The sequence below is a fragment of the Paenibacillus sp. FSL R5-0473 genome (genome assembly GCF_038004565.1).
In the GTDB taxonomy this organism is placed as follows: domain Bacteria; phylum Bacillota; class Bacilli; order Paenibacillales; family Paenibacillaceae; genus Paenibacillus; species Paenibacillus amylolyticus.
Genome location: NZ_JBBORL010000001.1, coordinates 4124455 through 4148787, shown reverse-complemented (window position 1 = coordinate 4148787; position 24333 = coordinate 4124455). Strand labels below are relative to the sequence as shown.

The following is a 24333-nucleotide window of genomic DNA, read 5'->3' as shown; positions in this document are numbered from 1 at the left end:
GGAAATCAGCAAGCACACAAATAGAACTTGTTTTATTTGACATATTTTTATGAGGAGAAGTGATTGAGTGAATAAAGACATTCTACTTGAATGGGACAGTAAGCATGGTGCGATGAAACGCATGAAAGAAAATTACTGGCGAACCTATAGGAAGTGGCGTGACGAGAACAAAAGCGATTATCATGATACTTTTATGGGAAAGTTATATGATGTATTTATAAGTCTTGAAGAGCGTGCCATATACCTAAAATATAGTTTTAATACTACAGAAGCCGTGGTATTTTGCTCGATTAATATCTTTTACATTGAAGAGCAAATAGGAACTTATGATATAGAGTTCTTTTTGAACGGTGAGATCGCTGATGATTACTTGGATTTTGGAGACGTATTACTTAAAGATCGGATGATTAAAGTAAAGCATAATTTGAAGACTGCAAGAAGGGCTTTAAAACTGGGATTTGAAGTATCAGACATCTTGAAAATTACAGAAATCCCACTTCAATATATAGAAATATTAAAAGAAAAATATAGTTGATATAAAGGGGAATGGAACAAGAGGGATAAGTGATTCGAAGAAGCTGCTGACATCCTATAACATCATATTCACGCTGCGGGCATACGCCCTTGGTCCGGCAGTCGCCAGACACCCGACATACGTCGAGTCGTGAATACAGGAACGTTGAGTGAAATAATTGTAGAAATAAAAGAACTAAGGAGCTAATAATGAGTAATTTATTTTGGCCGATCTATAAGAAACTCGAAAGTGAATTCATGGAAATCAGTTACTATATTTCAATTGATAAAAGACAATTAAAAACATATTCGATTAAAATTGCTGATTTAATATTACGCACTGTTTCTGAGTGTGAGAATATCTCGAAAGAGCTTTGTAAGAAAGAGAAAGTTAAGTATAAAGATAAAAAAGGTAAGATAAGATCTCATGTGAATTTCCATGAATATATCAGCGAACTTGATCGGATTTATGATCTGAAATCTAAGCATGTATCTTGTATATTTGAGAATTTAGAGGAAAATACCTTTGATAGTAAACACATGCCTTTTAGAAGAGAAACGATTAAAATCAAAGGACAAGAGAAAGAAATTTGGAAATGGCATCATTCATACAACTTGATTAAGCATGATAGAATCAAGTATTTCAAAGAAGCAAATATAGAGAATCTAATAAATGGATTAGCGGCTTTGTTTTTGTTGAATTTATATTACCAGGATAAGAACTTTCATATAGAAGACGAATACGATTATGAATTAATTATTTCAAAGATTGAAGGATTTTCGAAAGTATTTCGAGTTGATTATGCATTAATTCCTTCTGACAAAGAACAACGAATTCGAAGAGATACTTTCTTCGATCCAATTTCTTTTTTCGAGATTGCTAAACCATATTCTACTTATATTATAGAGATTGATAAAGAATTTAAAACAGTACTAGACAAAGGAGCAGATTTAATAGATAAACTTGAGTCAAAAGTTATGTATTTTAAGGATGGTTCACTAACAAAAAAATATGAAGCATATGAATTAACAGATCATAAAACTAGATGTGCCCTTGTAGCATCGCTTAATAAAACAGAATCGTAATGATTTGTTGATATTTCAGAGACGACAATTACATCACTTAACAAGGTATTCCTACTGCGGGCATTCGCCCTTGATCGTTGATATCAGAGAAGTGAAGTCAGGCGATACATTTAACCAGCTAATTCTGACGACCCGTTCCCTATGGTCACTTAAGCTGCTTGAACATCAGGAATGCCAAAAGTTATGTGAAATCTACTAAAGGAGAAGATATGAAAAAAACTTATAATTTATATCTAGTCTTGTCGCTGTCGTTCATCTTAATTATTTTTATTTCGCTTTTTGTTGGTATAAGACCAGAAATTGTTTTTGGCTATTCAATAGCTACTCTGATTTTTGCAGTCATTGATTTTATAAGCGTACTACAAGATGGTAAAAATAAGATAAACAAAATAAAGAAGGATGGGGCGAATGATGCTATAAACGATTATGTAAGTGTAATTGATTCAATGGTTGAAGATGCAATGGAAAGTATACAGGATGGAAAGCGAGAATTAGTTAACACTCGTAGAAAGTTTTACGGGAAGCTGGTAGATCAGCAACCTATTTTTAATTTGAAAAAGAGGAACGTAAAAAAAGCAATGAAGCCTGCTGAAAACATAAAGGAAATAAGTAAAGACATTCAAATATCAAGCGACTTTATTAATAATCTCATAAAGGATCTGAAGTCTCTTGATCCTTCAAGTGAAGGTAAAAGGGCAAATCGTTTAGAATGGATATTTTCACTTGTTGGTTTATTGCTTGTGTTAGTTTCTCCATTCATACCTGAGAATGTGTATATTTCAATTCTTGGTGACCAATATAGCTCCGCAGGAACTTATCTTGTCTTATTAAGTTTATCGTTAATCTTTTTAACAAGTTTTTTTAGACATAAATATGCAGAACAAGTTTTAGAATTACAAAAAAATCAATACGCTGTTATGTTTAATCAATTTGAAAAAGTGAAATTTCAAATGGAATTTGGAATGAAGGATTTAAATGCAGCTTTTGAGGAATCGTCTGAAGAGTTTGGAGAAGTTTTAGAATTAATCGCTTCGAGTTTTGAAAAAGCCATAGAGGCAAAAGAGGGCAAGAAGTAAATTTCGCATAACATAATATTCACACTACGGACATTCGTCCTTGGACTTGCATTCGCCGGACACCCGATATGCGTCGGGTCGTGAATACAGAAACGTTAGGCGAAATTGCTAAAAGAAAGGGTGAGTAAATGAAAAAAATCTTAGATTTTCAAGGGGGAGGAACTTTCATCCTCTCCGAAAATGAGTTGGGTTATCAAGAAATATTAGAGGACTTTCCAAATGCACAAATTATTAAAATTGTAACTTACAATATTTCTAAAAGTGTCACAGACGATAAGTTGTTTGAAGAACTTAGCAAGTTGAAAGAAGACACGGAAATTGAATTTATTACAAATATTCCATCCAGATTTGAATGGTATTCTACTGGAGAAAAAGGGGAATATCTTAGAAGAACGGCAAGGATAAATATCAATGCTTATATAAATAAATTGAATCCTAATAATTTCAATAACATTATTCCATTTTTTAATTTCAATAATCACGCAAAAATAATTGCAACGGAAAATATTGCATATATTGGATCAGCTAACTTTTCAAACGAAAGTAGCAAAAATTATGAAACAGGCGTAATTATCAGAGATAAATTATTTATTCATAAGTTGTTTGAAGAAGTTTTTAAAGATCTCAAAGCAAACTCGATTCCGTATTTTGAAGATAATTATTTTCGATTACGTTTGTTTATTGCTAGTATAGTGTCTAGGTTAAACAATCATTATGAGTACTATACTTCTACATTATTTTATGAACGTGATAATGCATATGTATTTATTGATGATGAAACTTCTTTCTCTTATGATGATCAACTTGAATTGTTGCATGATGTATATGAGCTTGAAGAAATTTCAGGGCTTTTAGAAGAACTTGAAGTAAATAATGAAATTTTATTTGAACAATTAGAAGGAATTCAAGAGTTACTTTCATTTATAGATATTAGAAGAATGATCGAGATAATTGATATTGATACAGGTTTTTATCAATATATTAATTTTGATCTTGAGAAAACAACACAAGATTGTTTAGAAGAATATAGTGCAGTGGCATTTGATGAACAACTTGATTTTTACGCTGATAAAGCGGCAGATGATGCAAGGGATATACTTTGTGATTTATGTACTGAAGCAGGAATGGAAATACATGAATTCAGAGAATTGCTTCAATCAACTATTCAATATCTGGAGAATATTTTAATGCATTTAATAGAATTATCAGAGCATGTAGTTAATAAAAACATTGATAATACTTAAATGGAATAAATTTAATAGCAGTTTCAAGGAAGCTAGCACCATCGTCTAACATAATATTCACGCTGCGGACATTCATCCTAGGTCTGACATACGCTGGACATACGTCGGGTCGTGAATACAGGAACGTTAGGTGAAATCTTATAAACGGAGGTAACATATGACTTACTGGGAAGCCATAATAAAAGAAATGAATGAATTAAAAACTTCGCCAACAGAAGAGAATTTAGCTAAATTGAAAAGATATTTAGTAGAGAAAGATGGAGGTACGAACGAGAAGCACGTATTCCCATACTATGCGTCACGAATGTTTTTATTTTTAGGCACTACGGGAATTCAAATTTTAGGAGAAACAATTAATCAAACTCCTGGTAAAATATTGCCTACTGCAATCCTTGAGACTTTATATTTTGCTACACAAAAGAAAGTTAAAGAAATCCCTTTGGTGAATAAAGATCATCCATTACTATTGGTACCGGTAATAGATGATGAAGTTGCAAAGCTAGCTACTGAAAAATTACATGAACTAGTGTCTGAAAGCCTAACTAATAGACGTTTATTTGGAATAATAATAAATTTTATGTTCCAGCAAGAAATCACAAGTTATGAAGTAAATGATCATTCTCTTGCATCATTTATTTTCGAAGCATTTAGAGAGAATTCAATTAAAATAAATAAAAAAGTTATTGAAAATTATCAAACAATAATTCAAAATCCAACTTCATCTGAAGAAGACTGTCAAAGATATTTATTTAAGCACCCTGTATTGATAGATCCTTTGGCAAAAGAAATAATTCCTAAACAAAGGCTTGGTTCTGACTACATAACAGATTTTGTGATTAGAAAATACAACGATGAATATGTGCTAGTGGAAATTGAGAAACCTAGTACTCCAATTTTCACAAAGTCAAATGATTTTACTTCTTTGTTCTCACATGCGCTTGGACAGGTAATAGATTTTCAAGAATGGGTGGAAACAAACATTGCTTATGCTAATAATCACATGCCGTCAATAAGTTCTCCATCAGGTATATTAATTCTAGGCATGATGTCTACGCTTACAGAAAGACAAAAAAAGAAATTACGTCGATTTAATATAAATAACCAAGGGAAAGTAAGAGTAATGACATTTGATGAAATATTACAGAATTCAATGAAATTATATAACAATATAATTAATTGAAGAAGACTTAGCCTAACATAATATTCACGTTGCGGACATTCGTCCTTGGTCCGGCATTGGCCGGACACCCAGCATATACTGGGTCGTGAATACGGGAGCGTTATTTGAAATGCCAAAATAAATATTAAGGAGAAATCTTATGTCTTTTAATTGGACTAATGCATATAATAGGTTACTCGAAATACTAGAAGATAGGGAATCAGGAACATATTATAGCGGATCACAGTTTCTAAATGTTTGTAGGGAGTTTTCTTATGACCTTTTAAGTTATAAAGATTTTATTGAGGACAGACAAAGAAGTGGAAAGAGCACAACAAGGAGGGATTTCTATAAAGATATTCTTAATGATTTTGATGAAGTTACTAGAACGAAAGCATATAGACGTTTCATAGCACTTTTCAAAGAGATCGATCCAAGTAACCTTAAGGTAAAAGAGCTAGAGAACTTTATGGATGCTAATTTAGATTTACATATAATTGTTCCTAGCCCTACAGTGAATGTGGAGATGTGGAATTCAAAAAAACTTCAAGATTATCTTGAGAAAATTGATAAAGCTGTAGAAGAAGAGAATTATAATTATGCAATTACACTTTGTTATACATGTCTTGAAGGCTTTTTTAAAGCTTTCGTTAGACTGAATATTCCGAGTAAAACGAAAATAGATGAACTAAATCCACTAGCAAAAGAAGTGAAGGCATATATACTACAAAACTTAAAATCTAATAATGAAAATGTCCCAGAACAATTAATTAATTTAATAACAACGATAACAAATTCTCTATCTAATTATCGTAACCAGCACAGTGACTCTCACTTTGATTCTGATGCTGAGAAAAATTTAGCAAAATTTTCGAGAGATTTAGTTAACAGTGTTGTTAGATATATTTTAAGTTTTTGTAAGTAAAAAAAAGTAGTAGGCACATCAAATTCAATTATCAGAGCTGAACATCACCCTTCGGGTTGTTTTTTTGTTTCTGTTTGCTCTAGTCTAGGACCAGTGAGAAGTAATGTCTATTTGGAAACGAATAAATCAATGTAGCGATATTGTAAATTGTATATAAAGGCTTATTTAATAAAATAAATTGTAAGTGATGGTCAAGGCGCTATATTAATATTCCAACAACCATCAAAAGCGTAAGTAATCTGGCGACGTTAAAAGGTGGCCTTAGTCTAGTTTCTCATTGTTCAGTTTCTTCCACAAGCAAATACCCCACAGAAACCTCCAAAGCTTTTGCAATTACAACCACTTCATAATCTTGAACCAGACGATACTGCCCCTCCAGACGCGAAAGACTGGTCTGGCTGATATCCAAACCAAGTGTTTGCAATCTGGCTAGGAATTCTCGTTGTTTGATGCCTTTACTTTTACGAATAGCTACGACTCGGGAGCCGATAATATTTTTGTCGCCAGGTGGTTCTTGTCTATGCTTCATTATGTACACCCCTCATTTCAACCAAATTGTATGAGAAATAATGGTTGTTTTAATGCGTATATCGAATTAAAATAAAATAAACCGATAATCGCATTAAAAATGACTGCTCAAGTCTAGCATTAACAAGACATGGCGCAGTTTAGACCCATCAGAGAGGTGGATGTATGAGCCGGTTGCTTGACTTATTGGAAGAGGAACGGCGCAAGCTTAATCAGCTTGGTGAGGCATCCTTGAAGCAAGCGATTCCGTTGTGGGAGAACCCTGAGGTTCAGGAGCAGAGCCGAAAGGTGGACGAACTGGTGGCACGAGTTAGTGAAATGAGGGCGAAGAATAATCGAGTGGTACGGTGATGAGTACGGTACATATAGGGGAGGAGATGCAATGGATTTTCCACCGTGGATGCAACGAGCGATTCAAGCAAGGCTGGATGAGGTGACTGCCCGGATTGAGCATGAGCCTGAACTGAGTCATGTACGTGGGAAAACAGACGAAGCGTTTGAAGCTTTGTTTGCTGGCAAGGATATCGAGTTGACACCTGAGTATGCTAAATGGGAGAATCGTTACATTGTTAGCAAAGGCATAGAGAATGAACGGTTGTACATGCAGGGGTTGCGAGATGGAATTCAGCTGACAGTATCCTTGCTGTGCCAGTCGATGCCGGAGGAAAAAGGCTATGAATCTGACTAACGCCAGGTCATAGACGAGTTTAGCGGTGGTGGGCTTGATCTACTAACGCGAATCCATATGTCATGGGGGAGCGACCCTGATCTTCACTTAAAAACCCGAACCGAAGCGTGAATAACCGCTTCGGCTCGGGTTTTAATGCTTTACTTTTCACAACATCAGAACCTTACTTCGCACTTACCGACTTGAACCAATCATTCACTTCTTGCGTGATCTGATCTCCGCCATTGGATTTCCAGTTGGCGACGAATTGGTCAAAGGCATCGATTGGCAAATTGCCGTAGATGATTTTGTTGAAGGTTTCCATCTCGGACTGACGGAGCAGGTTCCATTTGGATACCATGGTTGGTGTTGCAGCGCCAGTGAAATAGTTTTGTTTACGGACGTCGATCTGGGACATCACGACTTTACCAGCATACCAGTTTTCCGGTTTACGGAATTCAGCCATTTGTTTCTCGTAAGGTGTTTCAGGCTTCTCGCCGTTGGCCAGCTTCACGAGGGTTTTCATGTACAGATCCGGGATACGTGCTGGGCCGGTCAGGAAAGGGAATTCGTTGGAGAAGTCTTTGATCTTCTCTTTGTCACTGGTCGGTTGTCCGTCAATGATATCCCAGTCGTAACCTTTGGCGAAGCCGTATTCATACTCACTGCCCGCAGCCGGGTTAGCCAAGTTATCGAGCAAGTAGTTGTAGTACAGGAAGATGGCTTCTGGATGCTTGGCATCCTTGTTGATCATGATACTTGCATTGACACCAGAGTTCTGCCACTTCGTACCGATCTTGCCGTCTGGGCCAGCTGGGACAGGGTAAGCTTTATACTTTGAGCCAGGTACGTTCTTCAGCAGGTCAGGTGCAGGCCAGTCCGGTACCCAGTTTGCGCCAGGCAGAATGCCCGCTTTGCCGGCTGTCCAGCTTTCAGCGGATTTGCCTTCGTCCCACAGAGCGGAGTCAGCATGGATATAACCTTTATCCATCCATTCAGCCAGCTTTGCAAGGGCTTGTTTGGCACCCGGGTTAACGGAGCCGTACTCGAGATTGCCGTTTGCGTCTTTGTTCCATTGCTCCTCGATTGTGCCGTATGCACCGAACAACCAGTCGAGCTGGCCCATCCAGGTGTTGGTGTTATTTTTCAGCGAGATCGCCAGCGGGAATACTTTGTCTGGAGACAGACCGTCCGGGTTCTCGTTTTTGAATTTGTCCATGATGTTCTCAAGGTCTGCAATGGTTTTCGGAGCTTCCAGGTTCAGCTTCTCCATCCAGTCCTCGCGGAGCCAGAGCAGTGTATCGTCGTTATCGGTGTACTCCATGATCGGCATGTTGTATTTCTTGCCGTCCTTGGTGAACGGATACCACAGTTCAGGATGTGCTGCTGCATGATCTTTCAGGGTCTGACTCGCGTACTTGTCGAACAACTCATCAATGGCGATGAATTGACCGGAGTCGATCAGCTGATTGGTCAGTACCGCATTGGTGGGTACGGTGACGAAATCAGGCAGCTTCTCGCCAGAGGCGATAGCCAGTTGCAGCTTTTGTCTGTATTGATCGTCATTGGCCGGATACCAAGTATCTTTATGTTTCATACCCAGCGTTTCGAGCATCCAGCGATCGTGCACGTTATTTTCTTTGGTATCTCCTTGCACGTATTTCTTCGGCATCAATACCGAACTGAACTCGATGGGTGGGTCATATTTTCCTTTAGCAAAAGCAGCTTCTGCTTCAGCTGAGCCGACAGTTCCCGGCGTATTATTACCATTGTCACTGCCTGTCTCGCCACTGCCGCACGCAGTGATCGTGATGAGCGCGATAACCATGAGCAGTGACCACCATGTTTTTTTGAATTTGATCATTGTTCAATCCCCCTACGGTGTATGATCTTTACAGTGTAACTGTACCAATTTGTGCGGGAGTGCATCTATATGAGTTTGTTAGTTTCGATAGGACTCTATTAGTGAATGTTCAAAAAGATCGGTTTTCAGTCATGTTATTTATGCTGGTCTCTGTATTCTTGCGGCGTAACGCCGAATTGACGCTTGAACACTTTGATAAAATAAGCCGGGTCCATATAACCAATCTCCATGCTGATTTCGTACACTTTTTTGGTGGTCGTGACCAGCTTGTGACAGGCCCGATCCATGCGCAGGCGCGAGATATAATCACTGATGCCTTCGCCCGTTTCGATCTTATAGATCTTGGACAAATGGGTCGGGTGCAGATTGACATGGTCAGCGAGCACACGCAAAGACACATCCAGATGCAGGTTCTTATCTGTAAAATCCTGAATCTTCTTCACATACTCGGAACGGATGTCTTTGATCTCGTTGGACGTGCCTTCCTTGAGTTTGCCAAGCACACTGAGCGACCATTTCCGAAGTTTGCTGATGGTAGCGAAAACTTCCCCACTTTGCAAATCCTCGACATCGTTTCCCATTAAAGTGGTCAGAGTCAGCTTGTTCCGGTGGGCAATATTGGTGAATGAAGCCGTAATAAGAAAACCTGCCTCCATACAGTGCTCCCATGATTCCGACCATTTCTCATCCAGTTCAGCGCAGACCGCGCGTATTTTCTCTTCCGCTGCATCCCACTGTCCGCTCTCTAGCAAACTAATAAAGGTGGGCGGGGTGTACAGTACATCCAAGGGACCTTGTGCCGCAGGTGTCTCGACATCGCTGACACGCATGACAAATTCGCGTTCGTCTCCAACGATCTGCCGGAAATAGGCCGAGGCCTGACGGAAACGATCGTAAAGCTGATCCGGAAAGGTGAACCACTCGGTGATAACGATGGAGAGGGAGCCTTTCAGAAACTGTTTTACTTTGGATTGAAGCTGAATTGATAGCTTCTCCAGCATGGTTTCTTTGCCAATATCGCCTTTCCGATCTTTAAACTGAAGTAAAAACACGAGATATCCGTGCTCCTCCTTGACGCCCCACACTTCCATAAACTCACCCATAATCTCTTCCGCCATATTGATGATCGCATATTCGATCAGGGTCTGATCATTGCTGTCATAGTGTCCGAATTCTTCTTCCAGACGTACCAGCATTAACGCGGCATCCCCGGTATGAAAGGGGAGATTGTAATTAGCGAGCTTCCGCTCCCATTCCGCAGCAGCGATTCGTTGTCCCTGCAAAGCCCCCAGGAGCAGTCGTCCCCGCAAATGGGGGAGATTCTCTCGCAAGGTAAACTGCGTTCGTGTCAGTGAACTGACCATTTCCCATTCGTTGTTCAATTGATCGATGGCCTTCTGGACAGCACCCATTAATTCCTCGTCTGTCGGCGGCTTCAGCAGATAGTCTACGGCCTCAAACTGGATGGCTTTTTTGGCGTAATCGAATTCGGAATACCCGGATAACAGAATACATTTTATTTTTTTGTCCCGGATGCGGATGCGTTCGATCAGTTCAATACCTGTCATTTCAGGCATCTGAATGTCCGAGATCACGATATCGATGGGGTGGGTGTCGATCATTTGTAGTGCTTCGTGTGCCGAGTATGCTTTATGCACATGTTCGATCCCCAGCGTGTGCCAGGGCTTGGTCATGGACAGGTTATCGACCCAGTGTGCTTCATCGTCTACGATCATCATGTGCATTATAATGTCTCCCTTGGTGGTTGAACTAAAGGTATATTTACACTTGCCACTCCGATGACAGAACAACCTTACGATCGCTGTTCAAGCCCCATTTTCTGAATTAAATGATTATAAGGTTAAAATGGTGCTTGAAAGGCGAACGCTTTGCTTCTTCAGGTTTTTTCTGTCCTCTGCGTTCACGTGTAAATGGTTCGTTCAAAAATCAAATATCAACTTATCGTTAGTATCAATATTAATTCGTATCGGTATTACCTTTATCGGAATTTGCATCCTCTTTTGGTATCTCCCAGATGATTTCGGTTCGGAATCCGCCAAGTGGGGATGGGCCGAATAGGAGGTAGGAGTGACTGCCGAACAGGTGCGTGATTCGTTGGTGCGTATTCCAAAGGCCGCAGCCCATTTCTTCTTGTAGTGGTTCCTGCATCTTCAAGTTCAGCGCTTCGTACTGTTCCGGGCTTAAGCCAGGACCATCGTCGTCGATGTATATTCTGCCAAAACCGTTCAAGCGCTCCCCGGTAATTCGGATTTCCCCGGATGAATAGGACTTCGCCACGCCGTGAATGACGGAATTCTCAACCATCGGTTGAAGCATTAATCGTGGCACCGACTGGGCAAGCATATCCTCAGGGATATCGATGTGATACTCAATACGACCATTGCGCAGCTTCTGGATATCCAGATAGTTGATGAGCAGTTTGATCTCTTCTTGTAGTGACGACGTCTCCCGTTCCATACGGGTGGTGTAGCGATAATACGCACTTAGGTTATGCGCCATGGACACCACGGCTTGTTCGTCTTTCATCTGGGCCATGTTAATGATATAACCAAGACAATTATATAGGAAATGCGGATTGATCTGCGCTTGTAATTGCTTCAGCGTAGCTTCCCTGGCTCTAATTTTCTCATGGAACACATTCTCGATCAGATCCTGAATCTGATGGGACATATCGTTGAATCGGCGGAACAGGAATGAGAACTCATTCTGGTTTTTGCTATGCAGTCGCACAGAATAATCCCCTTGCTCGACGCGGCGTAAGCCTTTGATCAGCTTTTTGATCGGATATTGAACATTTCGGTACAGCAGGATTGACGCAGAGATACCCACCACCAGCAGCAAAATCATACAGGTGTAGAACAGATTCTGACTCAGCGAGATAGGTTTCAAAATCTGATACAGTGGAATCACGTCCACCAGATGCCAATCCAGATAAGTGGACTTCACGGAACTAACCAGATAGTTCTTACCGTTCAGCTCTACGACATCCTGTGTAGTATCTTCCGGAGAATGCGTGTCCAGATACTGAATGAGTTCTGCGGACAACTGCTTGTCCGCGCTGCGATTCAGAATGGGTGAATTTCCTTTGTGATACAAGAAAGGATCGCCTTGTCCGCCCGCTTTATACGTATCCAGCATATTTTGAATGTTCTCGTAGCTGAAGCTGGCTTCAATCACCAGATTACTTCCCGTGAGCATCCCCGGCTGTGCCAAGGAATCCGTATAGAACCAATAGAAGGAATTTAGTTCATCCTCTGATACGGCTCCTTGATCCCCATAGGTCCATCGTCCGCTCATATTTTTTTTCAGATACTCTTCATCATATCCTGTGGTTCGATTGTAGTTGGCGATGACATCCTCATTCTGCTGTGAATGCACCGCATATCGGGTGGGCCATATATCCGTAACGCCGGTTTGCAGCGTCATCTTCTCTTGTATCACATAACGGGTCTGCATCCGGTCATACCGATCATCCCACATGTTAAGGCCGTTGAATGCTCTGACATTGGGGTCTCGGGAGAGAATCAGGCTGAAATCCATCATCTGATTGATACGGGAGTCGATCTGACTGGACAGAAACGTGAGCTGTTTGGTGTTGGAGATCTGCAGTTCTTTGCTGACGACATCATAGGTGACGTTATTCGAGTAGGTGTACATGATTAGAATGGGGATGAACAAGACCACAATTAACAAGTTTATTTTGGCAAAAAGACTGAATGGGGATCTGGTTTTACCTTGAAAAGGCATTAAGCGCTTCCATATATACATGAAAAGTCTCCTTCTAATTCGTGTGTAAACTACCTCTTCTGATGATACCCTAACAAAACACTATCAAGCCTAACAATGTTATATAGCAGACCTCAGAATGGCTTGATACTATTTATATCAGAGAACCCGATCACACACAAAAACTTTTTTTGGGAACAGGAGAAGCGCTATGGAGGCTAAATTGGAGGGTAAGCGGATCCCGCAGGCAAACGTTGGGAACAAGCTGGATAAAAAGAGAAAAAAACGCTACAAACAGCCATGGATTCTGCACTTTATGGTGTTGCCGGCGGCCATTATGGTCTTTATATTTTCATACATTCCGATGTCCGGGATTTTGATGGCATTTCAAGATTATAAACCTGCACTGGGATTTTTCAATTCCGAATGGGTAGGACTGAAACACTTCAGGTACATGTGGGAAAATGATTATTTCCTGCAAATTACGTGGAACACGTTGTTCTTTGCCTGTTCCAAGATTGTCATGAACCTGATTATTCCGTTTGTATTCGCCTTATTACTTAATGAGGTACGGAAGATGGCGCTGAAAAGAACGATTCAAACGCTCGTGTATCTTCCTCACTTTCTGTCCTGGGTTACGCTATCAGGCATTCTGATCGACATTCTGGCCCAGACGGGTATTGTCAATCAGTTCCTGGTTTCGGTATTCGGCATCAAACCGATCTTCTTCCTGGGGGATGGGAGTTGGTTCCGATTCACGATTATTGCGAGTGATGTCTGGAAAGAGTTTGGTTTCAACACAATTATCTTCCTAGCGGCACTGTCCGGCATTAACCCTGCACTTTATGAAGCAGCTGAAGTGGATGGAGCGGGACGCTGGAAGCAAACGATGTATATTACCATCCCGGCACTGATTCCCATTGGGATCGTAATCGCAACGCTGGCACTGGGTAATGTGCTTAACGCCAACTTTGACCAGATCTTTAACTTATATAGTCCATTGATTTACCAACAAGGAGATATTATCGATACGTTTGTGTATAGAGAAGGTCTGCTTAGTGGGCAGTTCAGTTTCGCTACCGCTGTGAATCTGTTCAAATCGGTCATCAGCCTGATCCTGATTGTGATCTCGTACCGACTGGCTTACCGATTCGCCGGATATCGAATTTTCTAGAAAGGATGACAAACGAATGTACCATAAAACGATGCCTTACCGCATATTCAGCATATTCAACAATGTGTTACTGACCATCCTTTCACTGCTCTGCTTGCTGCCTTTGTATCACTTGCTCATGGTGTCACTTAGCGCATCTGCACCTGCAAATGCTGGTCTCGTAACGTTCTGGCCGATTGGATTTACACTGGAGGCGTATGCGAAGACATTTGCCAATACCAACTTCCTCTCCTCCTTATGGGTATCTGTGGAGCGGACAGTACTGGGTACAGGACTTGCGTTAATCGTTAATACGATTGCAGCCTATGCGCTTTCCAAGGAGACGCGTGTATTCCGCGCACGTAACATTTATCTGTGGTATTTTGTCATCACGATGCTGTTCAGCGGTGGCCTCATTCCGGGGTATATCCTGATTCTGAAGCTGGGACTGATGAACACATTGCTGGCCTTGATCTTGCCAGGATTGGTTGCAGTGTTTAACATCATTCTGTTGCTGAATTTCTTCCGTACCGTTCCGAAGGATCTGGAAGAAGCGGCATTTATCGATGGCGCAGGGCACTTTAAGACGTTTATCAAAATCTATCTGCCTGTCTCGGTACCCGTTATTGCAACGGTTTCGCTCTTCATGATGGTTGGGCATTGGAATGCGTATTTCGACGGAATCATCTACATCCGTGATGCGGAAAAACTGCCACTCGCGACATTCATGCAGACGATCATCGTGCAGGCCGATATGTCGAAGCTTGATCCAGAAGCGGTGAAGAACCTGTCCCAACGGACCATTCGGGCTTCGCAGATCTTTATCAGCGCGCTGCCGATCCTGCTTGTGTATCCGTTCCTGCAACGGTACTTTGTTACTGGGATCGTGGTTGGTGCTGTGAAAGAGTAGTTGAATGTAGGAAATGAATAGGGTTGTGAAATGGAGTCACTGAACTGGGGAAGGCCAGGGAGGTGGCTTCTTTTTGTGTATGGATAAAGAACGTTGCATATATGTAGTGTATTACCTTTATTTGAATAAAATGGTACGATAATAGCTGATTGAAAGTTATCTTTATTATTCATATCAGAGGGTGTGTACGAAGTGAAAAAAATGATAATCGTTACTCTTGCTTTGTCGTTAGTAAGCGCTTCTCTTGCTTTTGCAGCGACAAGCGCACCACAGAAGATAAGTATATTTTTGAATGGAAAAGAACTAAAGACCAGGGCAGGGACAGAAGTCAAAATAATTGAAAATCATGCTTATATCCCGGCCAGTGTTCTTCGTGATGCAAGATTTGCGGTAGAGTATAAGAATTCCAAGCTTAATCTAGTGAATAGTTATTCTCATTACACTAAAAATTTAATAGAGATGCATCTTTCCAATCATGAATTTACAAGCAAATTCAACAAGATCGAGCAAGAAGTGGTTGATGTTCTTAGTAAAGTGATATTAGAAGAGCAAGTTGACATCTCCAGATTACAACAGTTAATAAAGGAAGCCGAATCTAAGGGCTGGATCCGTCCAGAGGTGTTTACTCCAGTACAAGACTATAATTCCTTTGATTTTTCTGATGCGGGTTATAGTGTGGAATCATATAAAAAAGCGAGTACTGAGTTAATAGCCTATGTTAATACCGGGGACAAGGAAAGATTAAAGTCTTTCCACGAAGAGAGAAAAAAGGCGCTTGAGTATTACGATTCTTACACATATATGTATGATCGTATTTTTAAATTGAGCTATATTAGTGCAACAAAATAGGAAGAAAATAGTAATGATGATAAGTGCGGGAGGGAATTCAAAATGGAATTTAGAAGAATAACTTGGGATAATTTTATCGAATGTATTGAACTTAAAGTCACTCCAGACCAACAAAGATTCATATCCTCGAACCAACATGCACTTGCTGAAGCGTACGTTGCCTCAGATGAGGGGCAGATTATTATTACTTTTGCAGTCTATAAGGAAGACAATATGGTAGGTTTTATTTCGATGTACTATGATGACGGGGATGGCAATTTTGATTATAGCAGTTATGGCATCTTCAAGATGATGATTGACCAGCGATACCAAGGTAAGGGATATGGTAAAGAAATGGTAGTAAAAGCAATTGAGTATGCGAGAACTTTTCCACGTGGAAAAGCCAAAGTTGTAGAACTCACCTACAAACCTGAAAATGTAGTTGCGAAGAAAATTTATGACTCTCTTGGTTTTATTCAAACCGGTGAAATATTGGCATGTGGTGAAGTACAGGCGGTATTAACTTTGTAATTGTCCGTTACAGCTCCAATCCTGCTCTTTCTTCATGAAATTTACACCTTGATTTGGGCTATTCAAATCACCTATTCCCGAATCGAGCTATTTCAAATTCAGAGAGGATGAATACGATGATGGATCAAAACTTGAAACAAGCAATAGTCAGGGGAGAAACTTCGCTAGGCATTGAATTTGGATCCACACGCATCAAAGCTGTACTCATGGATCACCATTTTAATACCATCTGTTCCAGCAGTTATGAGTGGGAAAATCAATTGATTGGTGGTTACTGGACTTACCCTATGGATGAAATGACTCATGGGTTGCAACAAACCTATCATCAATTAAAGCAAGAGATTGAAACAAATTATGGTGTAACGATACAAAAAATTGGCTCAATCGGATGTTCTGCTATGATGCAGGGTTACATTGCGCTCGATCAAACAGGGGAGTTATTGGTTCCGTTTCGTACATGGCGCAATGCCACAACGGGGAAGGCTGCATCAGAGCTAACCGAGAAATTCCAGTTTAAAATTCCAGAGCGCTGGAGCATCGCACATTTGTATCAAGCGATTTTGAACGGAGAAGAGCATGTTACGAACATCAATTATATTACGACACTATCAGGTTACATACATCGGCTGTTGACTGGCAGTAAAGCTATTGGTATAGGGGATGCCTCAGGTATGTTCCCAATTGATGAATCCACACTGGGATACCATGAAGATATGTTGAAGAAGTTTGACGATATAATTGCCGACAAAGGCTACACGTGGAATCTTAAAGATATTTTACCTAAAGTGTACACTGCCGGTGAACATGCCGGATATCTTAGTGAAGCTGGTGCCCGACTGTTAGATCCATCAGGTAATCTGGAATCCAATATTCCACTTTGCCCTCCGGAAGGCGATGCTGGAACAGGCATGGTTGCTACGAATAGCGTCCAAAAACGTACGGGTAACATTTCCGTAGGTACATCGATTTTTGCCATGATTGTATTAGATAAAAACCTATCTACGGTATACCCTGAGATTGACATCGTGACTACACCTGATGGCAATCCTGTGGCTATGGTTCTTGCGAATAACTGCTCCAGCGATATTAATGCCTGGGTCGACTTGTTCCGTGAGTTTTATGAGGCGATGGGACAGAAGCCCGATATGAACCAGTTATTCAGTGTGTTGTTCAATGAAGCACTGAAAGCTGACGCTGATGGCGGTGGTTTACTGAGCTATGGCTACTATTCAGGCGAGAACATTACAGGAATTGCAAAAGGTCGTCCGTTGTTCGTACGTTCTCCAGAGAGCCGCTTCAACCTGGCAAACTTTATGAGAGTCCATCTGTTTGCTGCGTTTGCTGCACTAAGGCTCGGGCTGGATATTCTCACACAGAAGGAGCACGTAACGATTGAGCACATTTGGGCGCATGGCGGATTGTTCAAAACCCCACGAGTCGCTCAAAAAATGTGCGCATCCGCACTGAATATTCCCGTGTCGGTCATGTCTACCGCTGGTGAAGGTGGCGCATGGGGAATGGCTATTTTGGCTTCCTACATGGTTAATAAGCAGCAGCACGAGGGTTTGGCGGAGTACCTTACTACCAAGGTGTTTATTGATGCAGAAGGACAAGAGGTTTCTCCAAATAGCACGGATGTGAATGGATTTGCCTTGTTCATGGAGCGTTACACGGAAGGACTGGCCATTGAGCAGTCAGCGGTAGATCATTTCGTGGAGAATGGGAAGAAAGCCTGAGATGTAATCATATTTCTTGAACAGAGGAAATTGGAACGAAGCCCGTTGCCTACACTATGATGCCCTGTTATAATTTCGATATATCTATCGTATTGGGGGTTATGACGTGGCAATATGGATAATGCCGGATTGCTCGTTCGCTAGAAAGCCTTACGCAAAGCCTGAATAGGGGCGGACTTTGTGTAGGGCGCGACAAAAATGAGATTGTTTGCCCTGGAATCAACATCAACATAATGTTACATCCCGCAGGCTTTGCACCTTATTTGTTCTTCCAATAAAAATAAGGGGCTGAACGCCATGCAAACACCATTTATTCAGAATCATCAATTTAATTATATTCAAAAACAAGCTGATTTCCTGCTCAAAACGCTACGCTCGGTTGTGGATCCCAAAGTATTGGAAACCGTCCGTTATACGGTCGGCACAAATGCGGTGAGCATCTTCGATGAACTCACTTCGGAGCAGAAGCAACTGCTGGAGCAGTTATCCACGTATGAGACGACACATGAATTGCAGACGTATCTGAACCAGCTGGAAGCATATCTGATTCCATTTCCGCAAGTATCCGCGAAACAAATTCAGAAGCTGTTTCCCAAGGTAAAGAAGCTCAAAGTGCCGGATCTGGAATCCATCGATTACGCACGTACAACTTATCTGAGATGGACCGACATTGCTACCGATCGCTTGTTCATCGTGTATCCGCATGAAGGCAGATTCCTCGGAATTGAGGGACGGCTTACAGCCACGAACAAGAAAGGGTATTGCATGTTCTGTCATCGCCATCAGGAGCTCGGATTTTTCAACGTGAAAACCAAGAGTTATACGCCGGACAACATTTCTTCCGTGGCCCAGTACGTATGCATGGATAACACAGCTTGCAACCATAGTATTACCGATATCACTATGCTGGAGAAGTTTCTTCTCTCGACAGTAAAATAATGCAAGACACACAGGCAGGGTCGCTCTTCGGAGCGACCTTTTTGCCGTGTTCAAGTATAGTAATCCGCTATTGAACGTACCACTAAACTTCAGAATTCATATTAGGTTCACACCTTTTTTCTCATACGATCATGAAGTCGGAATATCGTTGGCATAGTTCAGTCCCAAGTGATGTGCATGGTTCAGCAGTGTCTCATAATGCTCAGGCTTGGATTCCAACGTTTCATATATAAACTCAACCCTCGATTGGGACACGCCGCAATAATCGGCAATCCCCACATTGAGCAGATTGGCGATCGATTGACCATAGTTGCGCTTCTGCATCTGTTCTTCCGTCACACCCGAAAGAGCGATCCACAATATCTGCTGATGAGAGAGTTTGTTCGCGCCGTAGGCAAATCCGTTGTTCATGACACGATCCACATAACCTTTCAACATGGCTGGCAGATGCCACCACCAGAGAGGAAACACAAAAGCCACAGCATCGTGTTTCTTCAACCGCTCCATCTCCGTCTCAACCTCAGGCGAGAATACCTGATTTTCTTGGGTATAGTCTGGTTCATCCATCTCTCGGAGAATTGGGTCGAAGCCAATCCCATGCAAATCCAATATCTCATAACCGTGACCGGCATCAGTAAGACCCTGTGCAAAACGTTGAGCTACCTGAAAGGTCAAGGAGTCTTTTCTTGGGTGGGATACTACAACGAGTACGTTCATCTTATCTTTCACTACCTTTCTGGATTGCAGTCTTGTAGCCATAAATCAGTGGCTGATGCTATTATAAACAGGTATGAAAACATCTGGAAGTACGCACTTTGATGTTCTATAGGAAGAATGAAGTGCCATAGGAACATTAAAGTACTCTAAATGGATGCCTCGAAATGGGCTTAAATAATAGAAAGAAGAGCAGCAAAAAGTTTATATTTCACTTGGGATACAGTCTCATTATGGAGGGGTTCAAAAATGACAGAACATGGAGAAACGAGTACTCCAAAAAAATATAAAGTTGGCGTGGAAGCGGCCTTGGAAGTAATGGGTGGGAAGTGGAAGCCTTTGATTATTTATCATTTAATGACAGGACGGAAACGCACGTCGGAGCTTCGGCGGTTAATACCGGACATTACACAGAAGATGCTGACAACACAGCTCAGAGGACTTGAAAAGGATGAGATCATACAGCGCAAGGTATATTCGGAGGTTCCTCCCAAAGTGGAATATGAGTTAACGGACTACGGCTGGGGACTCAAGCCTGCCTTGGACCATTTATGTTATTGGGGAGAAGAGCATCTGGACAAAATCCACGGGGATAAATTTAAAGTTATGGAGGACTTCGATTCTCAGGAAAGTTGAAGAGAGGGGCACGAAAAGATGGATGGTACAGAGCACGTGAAACAGGCAGTTCCCATTCGTTGTGAAGGTGTGGCTGTAGTTCTGTTGAAGAAGAGCCTCGATCAATACCGTGTACTGATGCTGAAGCGGGCTGGTCGTATGCTGCATAATGAATGGTGTTATGTTGGCGGCGGTATAGAGCAGGGCGAGAAGGCATGGGAAGCTGCACTTAGAGAAGTTCACGAGGAAACAGGCATTACAGAAGTCCGGTTGTATTCTGCCAATCAATTCGAACAATATTATTCACCCATGGGGGAGTATATCTATACCGCTCCCGTATTCGTAGGATACGTGGATGAAATCCAGGTTGTCCGGTTAAATCATGAACATACCGAGTACCAATGGATGACGTTTGACGAAGCCAAAGAAAATGCGGCATTGCCGGGGATTGATAACATTTTGGGTTTTGTTGAAAAGTATTTTGCCAGAAAAGCTCCTTCTGAGTGGCTTCGGATTAATGGAGAGAATGATTAAGAGGTGGAACTCATCACATACAAGACGATTTATCCAAGAGTATGGTTGAGCCTACTATGTATGTTGGTCATTGAAGCTATACTTTTCAGGGATGGTATTTACGATAAAAATGGTATTCTGAAGTACTCGCTGATCGTTATATTGACCTATATTCTGGGTTATATCGTTTTCCTCATCTGGCGTTTATTTTTCACTAAACCCAGTATTACGCTGGAGAGCGATCATGTGATCTCTACGAAAAACCAGAGATATGATGCATCTCAGATTGAGTGTATTTATATGAATTACAGACGGATTGGCATCAAACTCTATGGTAAAAGGTTAGTGCCGATGGATCTATGTTTTTATTTTCAACGAGGTCAGGAGTCCGCAGGCGTAGAAGCTGTGCATGAATGGGCCGCGCGAAACGACAAAGAGATCAAACACAATTTTTTCAAACCTTGGGGTAGACCAGTACGTCTGTTGAGTATAAGGAATCGTTGAGGAGGTGCAGCTTAATTCTCGTCACAAATTAAAAAGGTCTATGCTTCAATAACAAAGTAGATTCTAAAAATCAACAGGAGAGATGCATATGAGATATCTAACGAAAGAATGGTATGAGCTTTGTCAGCAGACACATCTTCATTTTGGTTTAAGAGTACATAACGGGGCTAACGAGTTCGATGAAAATCTATTTTTAAGGCTGTATAAAAGAAAGGAAAGAGCGCATGTGAAGCAGGAGCGAGAGTTATATAACTTGGACCCACGTTTCATGCTTGAGCATGATGGTCAAGTACTTACTCGCGTAGACAAAGCTTTCAGTGGCGAAGAAGTGACAGAAGAGGATCAGATCATTTATCATATGCCTCCGGAAGAACGAGCGCATATCAAGAAACTCATTGCAGAATATGATGTGCGCCCTCCTTTTGATGAGAAGAAATGTAAGGAAGAGTACAAAGAATCGATGGAGTGGAATTTTCAATACAAGGCGGAGAATTTGCCACAGGAAATCGTTGAACAAATTGCGGATATTCGTGTATTTACGTTGGGTTATTGCACGAGAGAAGTTATGCTCCAGCTGAATAAACAGAGTGCAGAGAATAGAAGAGAAATGGAACGCATATCGAAAGAATTTAGAGAAGTGATGATGGCACAGGATATTTCCGATGAAATACATGGGCGGATTCAATACCATGATTGTACAGTGACAGAACTGCTGACGGGTGATGAGGTGGTCATTCGTTTTGACACCCGTGGGGGCTTCACAAACATAAATAAACTTACGCTGGTTGCACCCGAAATCATCAAGCAAGACGGTGGGATTGTAGGCAGTTACTTGCTGTATCAAGAGCTGTATCGGATCGATAACGGATATGAGCTTCATGTTTTATTTGAGGGAGAGAATATGCCTGAATTAATTGTTCGCTGTGCTGATATTCTCGTAGAGGAAGAATGAGAGAGGCCAAGAGGATGAATATGGAGGGAATAGAGATGGAATGGACCACCAGTACCTTTGGTTATTTATCTATTCCCGTATTTGTCGTGGGCATTGCATGTTACTTCTTTCCTGATTTTCTATACAAAATATTTGTTCTGATGAGATATCGAAAAATTAAACCGAATTACGAGTTTGAAGATAACCCACCTAATAGTGATATCCCTAAACATATCGAAATAATATTAAAAGTACTAGGCACCATAATGGTTATATTAGGGATCATATGGTTTTGGTTTTCAGAAGAGGTTTATAACATATTATTTTGACAGCAAGGAGTTGAACACCATTTTGGAATTTATCTGGACTGTAGTGATCTCAATTATAAGTTTAATTATCGTTCTTATCTTTGCTGCAATTGTACGTTATGCGATAGATTCATCCAAAACTTCGAAAAAGCTGGATGTATTAATCAAAGAAGTACACTATCTGAAAACTGAAATTAAAAAATTGCAACACCATAAGCAGCAAGATGGTAGCAAGCATATTATTGACGAAAAAGTATAGATGAACGACTTGAAATTTTTCTAAGAAGGGAACAGACCATGATGAAACCACAGGGAAACGTACAAGCTGTTTTTATAGACAGAGATGGGACAATCGGTGGTACAGGTCATTTTATTCATCCGAGAGATTTCAGATTATACCCCAATGCTCAAGAAGCAATTACTCGTTTGAAGCGAGAAGGAATTATGTTGCTGGCTTTTACGAATCAATATCGAATCTCACGTGGAGAAGCAAGTGTTGAGGATTTTGAAGAGCAATTTCGTGAGTATGGATTCGATCACTCCTATATATGTCCGCATGAGCAAGAATGCAGTTGCAGAAAGCCTAAACCCGGAATGTTATTACAGGCATCAGAGGAACTCGGTTTGGATTTATCCAAATGTATCGTTATTGGAGATGTAGGAGATACAGACATGCTTGCTGCCCATGCCGTAGGAGCGACCAAGATCATGGTGAGAACAGGCTGGGGAGAATCTTCATTAACCAAATTCAGAGACAAATGGACGGAGACCGAACCTGATTATATCGCAGAGGATATTTGGGATGCCGTACAATGGATCATTCATGGAAGAGAATTCAGAGAATAATTTTTAGCTCCAACCAAGAAGAACGAGCCCATTTTGAAAGATAATTCAACCCACTGTGCAACTGGAATTCAAACACATCTTATGTTCACCAAATGAATTCAGATCCTAGTTATTATGAGGAGAACCATATGTTAATTAATCCAACGATTAATGAGATCAATGACTTATTCAAGATGCATTCTATCAACGAAGAAATATCTGAAATTCAAAGTTTGTCAGGTACCACAGCTGGACGTATTTATCGGTTGAGTACAAGTCTGAATAAGCACTATATTTTGAAATCAGATGAACCCGAACAGATTCACATCGCCCAGAAGTTTTTGGATACGTATAAGAATTCTTCGTTACTGCCTGAAGTTTTGTTGACGGATCCGGATAACACTTATTTCATTTATACGTATATGGAAGGTACGACCCATTTCAACCGGGGCCTGAAGAGAGACTGGTTAACTCGTCTGGTGAAAGAGTTATTCAATACATATGTGCGTTCTACAGATACGAAATCATGGGGCAGAATAGAGTTCCCACAGAGGACATGGAAAGAATTCAATCAGATTAGTATTCATGAAGCAAAGATGAATATCGGAAGTGTTTTAACGACAGATGATTATAATCTGGTTCAATCCAAAGTGGATCGTCTTTTTCATGAGGAAGAAGAAAAGTTTCTTTTACATGGCGATACGGGGGTTCATAATTTTGTATATGATCAAAATGAACTCATCGGCGTTATTGACCCATCTCCAATGGTTGGACCTATCCTCTATGATTTCTTGTATGCTTTTAGCTCTTCGCCGGATGATATCAACACCGAAACATTATTTGCTACGTTCGAACTTTTAGAGCAAGTAGATATGGATAAATCCAGATTGATAGAGGAAGCTCTGGTCCATCTATATTGCCGAATTGGGCTGAGTAACAAGCATCATCCTGATGATCTGCCTGAGTATTTGAAGGCTTGGCATGAATGGAAGCGATTATGTCAGGAACTTTGAACTA

At 41.0% G+C, this 24333-nt stretch carries 27 protein-coding genes; 22 read left to right on the top strand and 5 right to left on the bottom strand.

Going from position 1 to position 24333, the window contains the following annotated elements; translation table 11 throughout:
- The first annotated feature begins 67 nt into the window (after positions 1-67).
- The 6 genes from MKY28_RS18190 to MKY28_RS18165 all read left to right on the top strand — a co-directional run bounded on the left by MKY28_RS18190 (position 68) and on the right by MKY28_RS18165 (position 6003).
- Entirely contained in the window at positions 68-535 is a 468-nt protein-coding gene (locus tag MKY28_RS18190) for a hypothetical protein (RefSeq protein WP_340936558.1), read from the top strand.
- 188 nt (positions 536-723) lie between these two features.
- The gene (locus MKY28_RS18185; protein WP_340936557.1) at positions 724-1599 is read left to right on the top strand and encodes a hypothetical protein; all 876 of its coding nucleotides are present in this window, start codon (positions 724-726) and stop codon (positions 1597-1599) included.
- Between the two features lie 209 nt (positions 1600-1808).
- Positions 1809-2675: a hypothetical protein gene (locus tag MKY28_RS18180; RefSeq protein WP_340936556.1), complete on the top strand. Its 867-nt coding sequence runs from the start codon at positions 1809-1811 to the stop codon at positions 2673-2675.
- 128 nt (positions 2676-2803) lie between these two features.
- On the top strand, positions 2804-3919 hold the full coding sequence (locus MKY28_RS18175) for a phospholipase D-like domain-containing protein (RefSeq protein WP_340936555.1): 1116 nt from the start codon (positions 2804-2806) through the stop codon (positions 3917-3919).
- Between the two features lie 157 nt (positions 3920-4076).
- Positions 4077-5099, top strand: coding sequence for a Shedu anti-phage system protein SduA domain-containing protein (locus tag MKY28_RS18170; protein WP_340936553.1), 1023 nt, complete (start codon positions 4077-4079; stop codon positions 5097-5099).
- 139 nt (positions 5100-5238) lie between these two features.
- Positions 5239-6003, top strand: a complete 765-nt coding sequence (locus MKY28_RS18165; protein WP_340936552.1) for a hypothetical protein — start codon at positions 5239-5241, stop codon at positions 6001-6003.
- 274 nt (positions 6004-6277) lie between these two features.
- Here MKY28_RS18165 and MKY28_RS18160 read toward each other — a convergent pair whose 3' ends face one another.
- On the bottom strand, positions 6278-6532 hold the full coding sequence (locus MKY28_RS18160) for a helix-turn-helix domain-containing protein (RefSeq protein ID WP_340936551.1): 255 nt from the start codon (positions 6530-6532) through the stop codon (positions 6278-6280).
- A 164-nt stretch (positions 6533-6696) separates the two neighbouring features.
- Between MKY28_RS18160 and MKY28_RS18155 the strand changes: the two genes are divergently transcribed.
- Complete coding sequence (locus MKY28_RS18155) at positions 6697-6882, top strand: aspartyl-phosphate phosphatase Spo0E family protein (RefSeq protein WP_340936550.1); 186 nt, start codon at positions 6697-6699, stop codon at positions 6880-6882.
- 31 nt (positions 6883-6913) lie between these two features.
- Complete coding sequence (locus tag MKY28_RS18150) at positions 6914-7219, top strand: hypothetical protein (protein WP_340936549.1); 306 nt, start codon at positions 6914-6916, stop codon at positions 7217-7219.
- 163 nt (positions 7220-7382) lie between these two features.
- Here the strand turns inward: MKY28_RS18150 and MKY28_RS18145 are convergent, their stop codons facing one another.
- The 3 genes from MKY28_RS18145 to MKY28_RS18135 all read right to left on the bottom strand — a co-directional run bounded on the left by MKY28_RS18145 (position 7383) and on the right by MKY28_RS18135 (position 12851).
- The gene (locus tag MKY28_RS18145) at positions 7383-9062 is read right to left on the bottom strand and encodes an ABC transporter substrate-binding protein (RefSeq protein WP_340936548.1); all 1680 of its coding nucleotides are present in this window, start codon (positions 9060-9062) and stop codon (positions 7383-7385) included.
- 134 nt (positions 9063-9196) lie between these two features.
- Positions 9197-10807, bottom strand: coding sequence for a response regulator transcription factor (locus MKY28_RS18140; protein WP_340936546.1), 1611 nt, complete (start codon positions 10805-10807; stop codon positions 9197-9199).
- 232 nt (positions 10808-11039) lie between these two features.
- Entirely contained in the window at positions 11040-12851 is a 1812-nt protein-coding gene (locus tag MKY28_RS18135; RefSeq protein WP_340936545.1) for a sensor histidine kinase, read from the bottom strand.
- 169 nt (positions 12852-13020) lie between these two features.
- On the opposite strand from MKY28_RS18135, the gene MKY28_RS18130 reads away from it, so the two are divergent.
- The 6 genes from MKY28_RS18130 to MKY28_RS18105 all read left to right on the top strand — a co-directional run bounded on the left by MKY28_RS18130 (position 13021) and on the right by MKY28_RS18105 (position 18906).
- The gene (locus MKY28_RS18130; protein ID WP_372238352.1) at positions 13021-13983 is read left to right on the top strand and encodes an ABC transporter permease; all 963 of its coding nucleotides are present in this window, start codon (positions 13021-13023) and stop codon (positions 13981-13983) included.
- 16 nt (positions 13984-13999) lie between these two features.
- Positions 14000-14872, top strand: coding sequence for a carbohydrate ABC transporter permease (locus MKY28_RS18125; RefSeq protein WP_017689839.1), 873 nt, complete (start codon positions 14000-14002; stop codon positions 14870-14872).
- A 192-nt stretch (positions 14873-15064) separates the two neighbouring features.
- Entirely contained in the window at positions 15065-15721 is a 657-nt protein-coding gene (locus MKY28_RS18120; protein ID WP_340936544.1) for a hypothetical protein, read from the top strand.
- A gap of 42 nt (positions 15722-15763) precedes the next feature.
- Positions 15764-16231, top strand: a complete 468-nt coding sequence (locus MKY28_RS18115; protein WP_076252701.1) for a GNAT family N-acetyltransferase — start codon at positions 15764-15766, stop codon at positions 16229-16231.
- Positions 16232-16350: 119 nt separating this feature from the next.
- Positions 16351-17967, top strand: coding sequence for a xylulokinase (locus tag MKY28_RS18110; protein WP_340937967.1), 1617 nt, complete (start codon positions 16351-16353; stop codon positions 17965-17967).
- 297 nt (positions 17968-18264) lie between these two features.
- Complete coding sequence (locus tag MKY28_RS18105; RefSeq protein WP_340936543.1) at positions 18265-18906, top strand: FusB/FusC family EF-G-binding protein; 642 nt, start codon at positions 18265-18267, stop codon at positions 18904-18906.
- A 129-nt stretch (positions 18907-19035) separates the two neighbouring features.
- Here MKY28_RS18105 and MKY28_RS18100 read toward each other — a convergent pair whose 3' ends face one another.
- On the bottom strand, positions 19036-19623 hold the full coding sequence (locus tag MKY28_RS18100; RefSeq protein WP_340936542.1) for an NAD(P)H oxidoreductase: 588 nt from the start codon (positions 19621-19623) through the stop codon (positions 19036-19038).
- Between the two features lie 246 nt (positions 19624-19869).
- Here MKY28_RS18100 and MKY28_RS18095 point away from each other — a divergent pair, with 246 nt between their 5' ends.
- The 8 genes from MKY28_RS18095 to MKY28_RS18060 all read left to right on the top strand — a co-directional run bounded on the left by MKY28_RS18095 (position 19870) and on the right by MKY28_RS18060 (position 24329).
- A complete protein-coding gene (locus tag MKY28_RS18095; RefSeq protein WP_340936541.1) occupies positions 19870-20256 on the top strand; it encodes a winged helix-turn-helix transcriptional regulator in 387 nt (128 codons plus the stop codon).
- An 18-nt stretch (positions 20257-20274) separates the two neighbouring features.
- Positions 20275-20769 carry an NUDIX hydrolase gene (locus MKY28_RS18090; protein WP_340936540.1) on the top strand — a complete coding sequence of 165 codons (495 nt, stop codon included), beginning with the start codon at positions 20275-20277 and terminating at the stop codon, positions 20767-20769.
- Between the two features lie 60 nt (positions 20770-20829).
- Positions 20830-21252, top strand: a complete 423-nt coding sequence (locus MKY28_RS18085; protein ID WP_340936539.1) for a hypothetical protein — start codon at positions 20830-20832, stop codon at positions 21250-21252.
- Positions 21253-21340: 88 nt separating this feature from the next.
- Positions 21341-22204: a DUF4085 family protein gene (locus tag MKY28_RS18080; protein ID WP_340936538.1), complete on the top strand. Its 864-nt coding sequence runs from the start codon at positions 21341-21343 to the stop codon at positions 22202-22204.
- Positions 22205-22218: 14 nt separating this feature from the next.
- Positions 22219-22512 (top strand): hypothetical protein, encoded by a 294-nt coding sequence (locus MKY28_RS18075; protein WP_340936537.1) that lies wholly within the window; start codon positions 22219-22221, stop codon positions 22510-22512.
- Between the two features lie 22 nt (positions 22513-22534).
- Complete coding sequence (locus MKY28_RS18070; RefSeq protein ID WP_340936535.1) at positions 22535-22750, top strand: hypothetical protein; 216 nt, start codon at positions 22535-22537, stop codon at positions 22748-22750.
- A 38-nt stretch (positions 22751-22788) separates the two neighbouring features.
- A complete protein-coding gene (locus tag MKY28_RS18065) occupies positions 22789-23337 on the top strand; it encodes an HAD-IIIA family hydrolase (RefSeq protein ID WP_340936534.1) in 549 nt (182 codons plus the stop codon).
- Positions 23338-23465: 128 nt separating this feature from the next.
- Complete coding sequence (locus MKY28_RS18060) at positions 23466-24329, top strand: phosphotransferase (protein ID WP_340032243.1); 864 nt, start codon at positions 23466-23468, stop codon at positions 24327-24329.
- Positions 24330-24333: the final 4 nt, after the last annotated feature.

Coding starts and splice junctions, on each gene's coding strand:
- MKY28_RS18130 (WP_372238352.1), top strand. CDS start 13,021: ATGGAGGCTAAATTGGAGGGTAAGCGGATCCCGCAGGCAAACGTTGGG.
- MKY28_RS18185 (WP_340936557.1), top strand. CDS start 724: ATGAGTAATTTATTTTGGCCGATCTATAAGAAACTCGAAAGTGAATTC.
- MKY28_RS18145 (WP_340936548.1), bottom strand. CDS start 9,062: ATGATCAAATTCAAAAAAACATGGTGGTCACTGCTCATGGTTATCGCG.
- MKY28_RS18160 (WP_340936551.1), bottom strand. CDS start 6,532: ATGAAGCATAGACAAGAACCACCTGGCGACAAAAATATTATCGGCTCC.
- MKY28_RS18095 (WP_340936541.1), top strand. CDS start 19,870: ATGACAGAACATGGAGAAACGAGTACTCCAAAAAAATATAAAGTTGGC.
- MKY28_RS18180 (WP_340936556.1), top strand. CDS start 1,809: ATGAAAAAAACTTATAATTTATATCTAGTCTTGTCGCTGTCGTTCATC.
- MKY28_RS18175 (WP_340936555.1), top strand. CDS start 2,804: ATGAAAAAAATCTTAGATTTTCAAGGGGGAGGAACTTTCATCCTCTCC.
- MKY28_RS18150 (WP_340936549.1), top strand. CDS start 6,914: ATGGATTTTCCACCGTGGATGCAACGAGCGATTCAAGCAAGGCTGGAT.
- MKY28_RS18125 (WP_017689839.1), top strand. CDS start 14,000: ATGTACCATAAAACGATGCCTTACCGCATATTCAGCATATTCAACAAT.
- MKY28_RS18080 (WP_340936538.1), top strand. CDS start 21,341: ATGAGATATCTAACGAAAGAATGGTATGAGCTTTGTCAGCAGACACAT.
- MKY28_RS18170 (WP_340936553.1), top strand. CDS start 4,077: ATGACTTACTGGGAAGCCATAATAAAAGAAATGAATGAATTAAAAACT.
- MKY28_RS18060 (WP_340032243.1), top strand. CDS start 23,466: ATGTTAATTAATCCAACGATTAATGAGATCAATGACTTATTCAAGATG.
- MKY28_RS18115 (WP_076252701.1), top strand. CDS start 15,764: ATGGAATTTAGAAGAATAACTTGGGATAATTTTATCGAATGTATTGAA.
- MKY28_RS18100 (WP_340936542.1), bottom strand. CDS start 19,623: ATGAACGTACTCGTTGTAGTATCCCACCCAAGAAAAGACTCCTTGACC.
- MKY28_RS18085 (WP_340936539.1), top strand. CDS start 20,830: ATGTTGGTCATTGAAGCTATACTTTTCAGGGATGGTATTTACGATAAA.
- MKY28_RS18110 (WP_340937967.1), top strand. CDS start 16,351: ATGGATCAAAACTTGAAACAAGCAATAGTCAGGGGAGAAACTTCGCTA.
- MKY28_RS18075 (WP_340936537.1), top strand. CDS start 22,219: ATGAATATGGAGGGAATAGAGATGGAATGGACCACCAGTACCTTTGGT.
- MKY28_RS18140 (WP_340936546.1), bottom strand. CDS start 10,807: ATGCACATGATGATCGTAGACGATGAAGCACACTGGGTCGATAACCTG.
- MKY28_RS18135 (WP_340936545.1), bottom strand. CDS start 12,851: ATGTATATATGGAAGCGCTTAATGCCTTTTCAAGGTAAAACCAGATCC.
- MKY28_RS18065 (WP_340936534.1), top strand. CDS start 22,789: ATGATGAAACCACAGGGAAACGTACAAGCTGTTTTTATAGACAGAGAT.
- MKY28_RS18155 (WP_340936550.1), top strand. CDS start 6,697: ATGAGCCGGTTGCTTGACTTATTGGAAGAGGAACGGCGCAAGCTTAAT.
- MKY28_RS18165 (WP_340936552.1), top strand. CDS start 5,239: ATGTCTTTTAATTGGACTAATGCATATAATAGGTTACTCGAAATACTA.
- MKY28_RS18090 (WP_340936540.1), top strand. CDS start 20,275: ATGGATGGTACAGAGCACGTGAAACAGGCAGTTCCCATTCGTTGTGAA.
- MKY28_RS18105 (WP_340936543.1), top strand. CDS start 18,265: ATGCAAACACCATTTATTCAGAATCATCAATTTAATTATATTCAAAAA.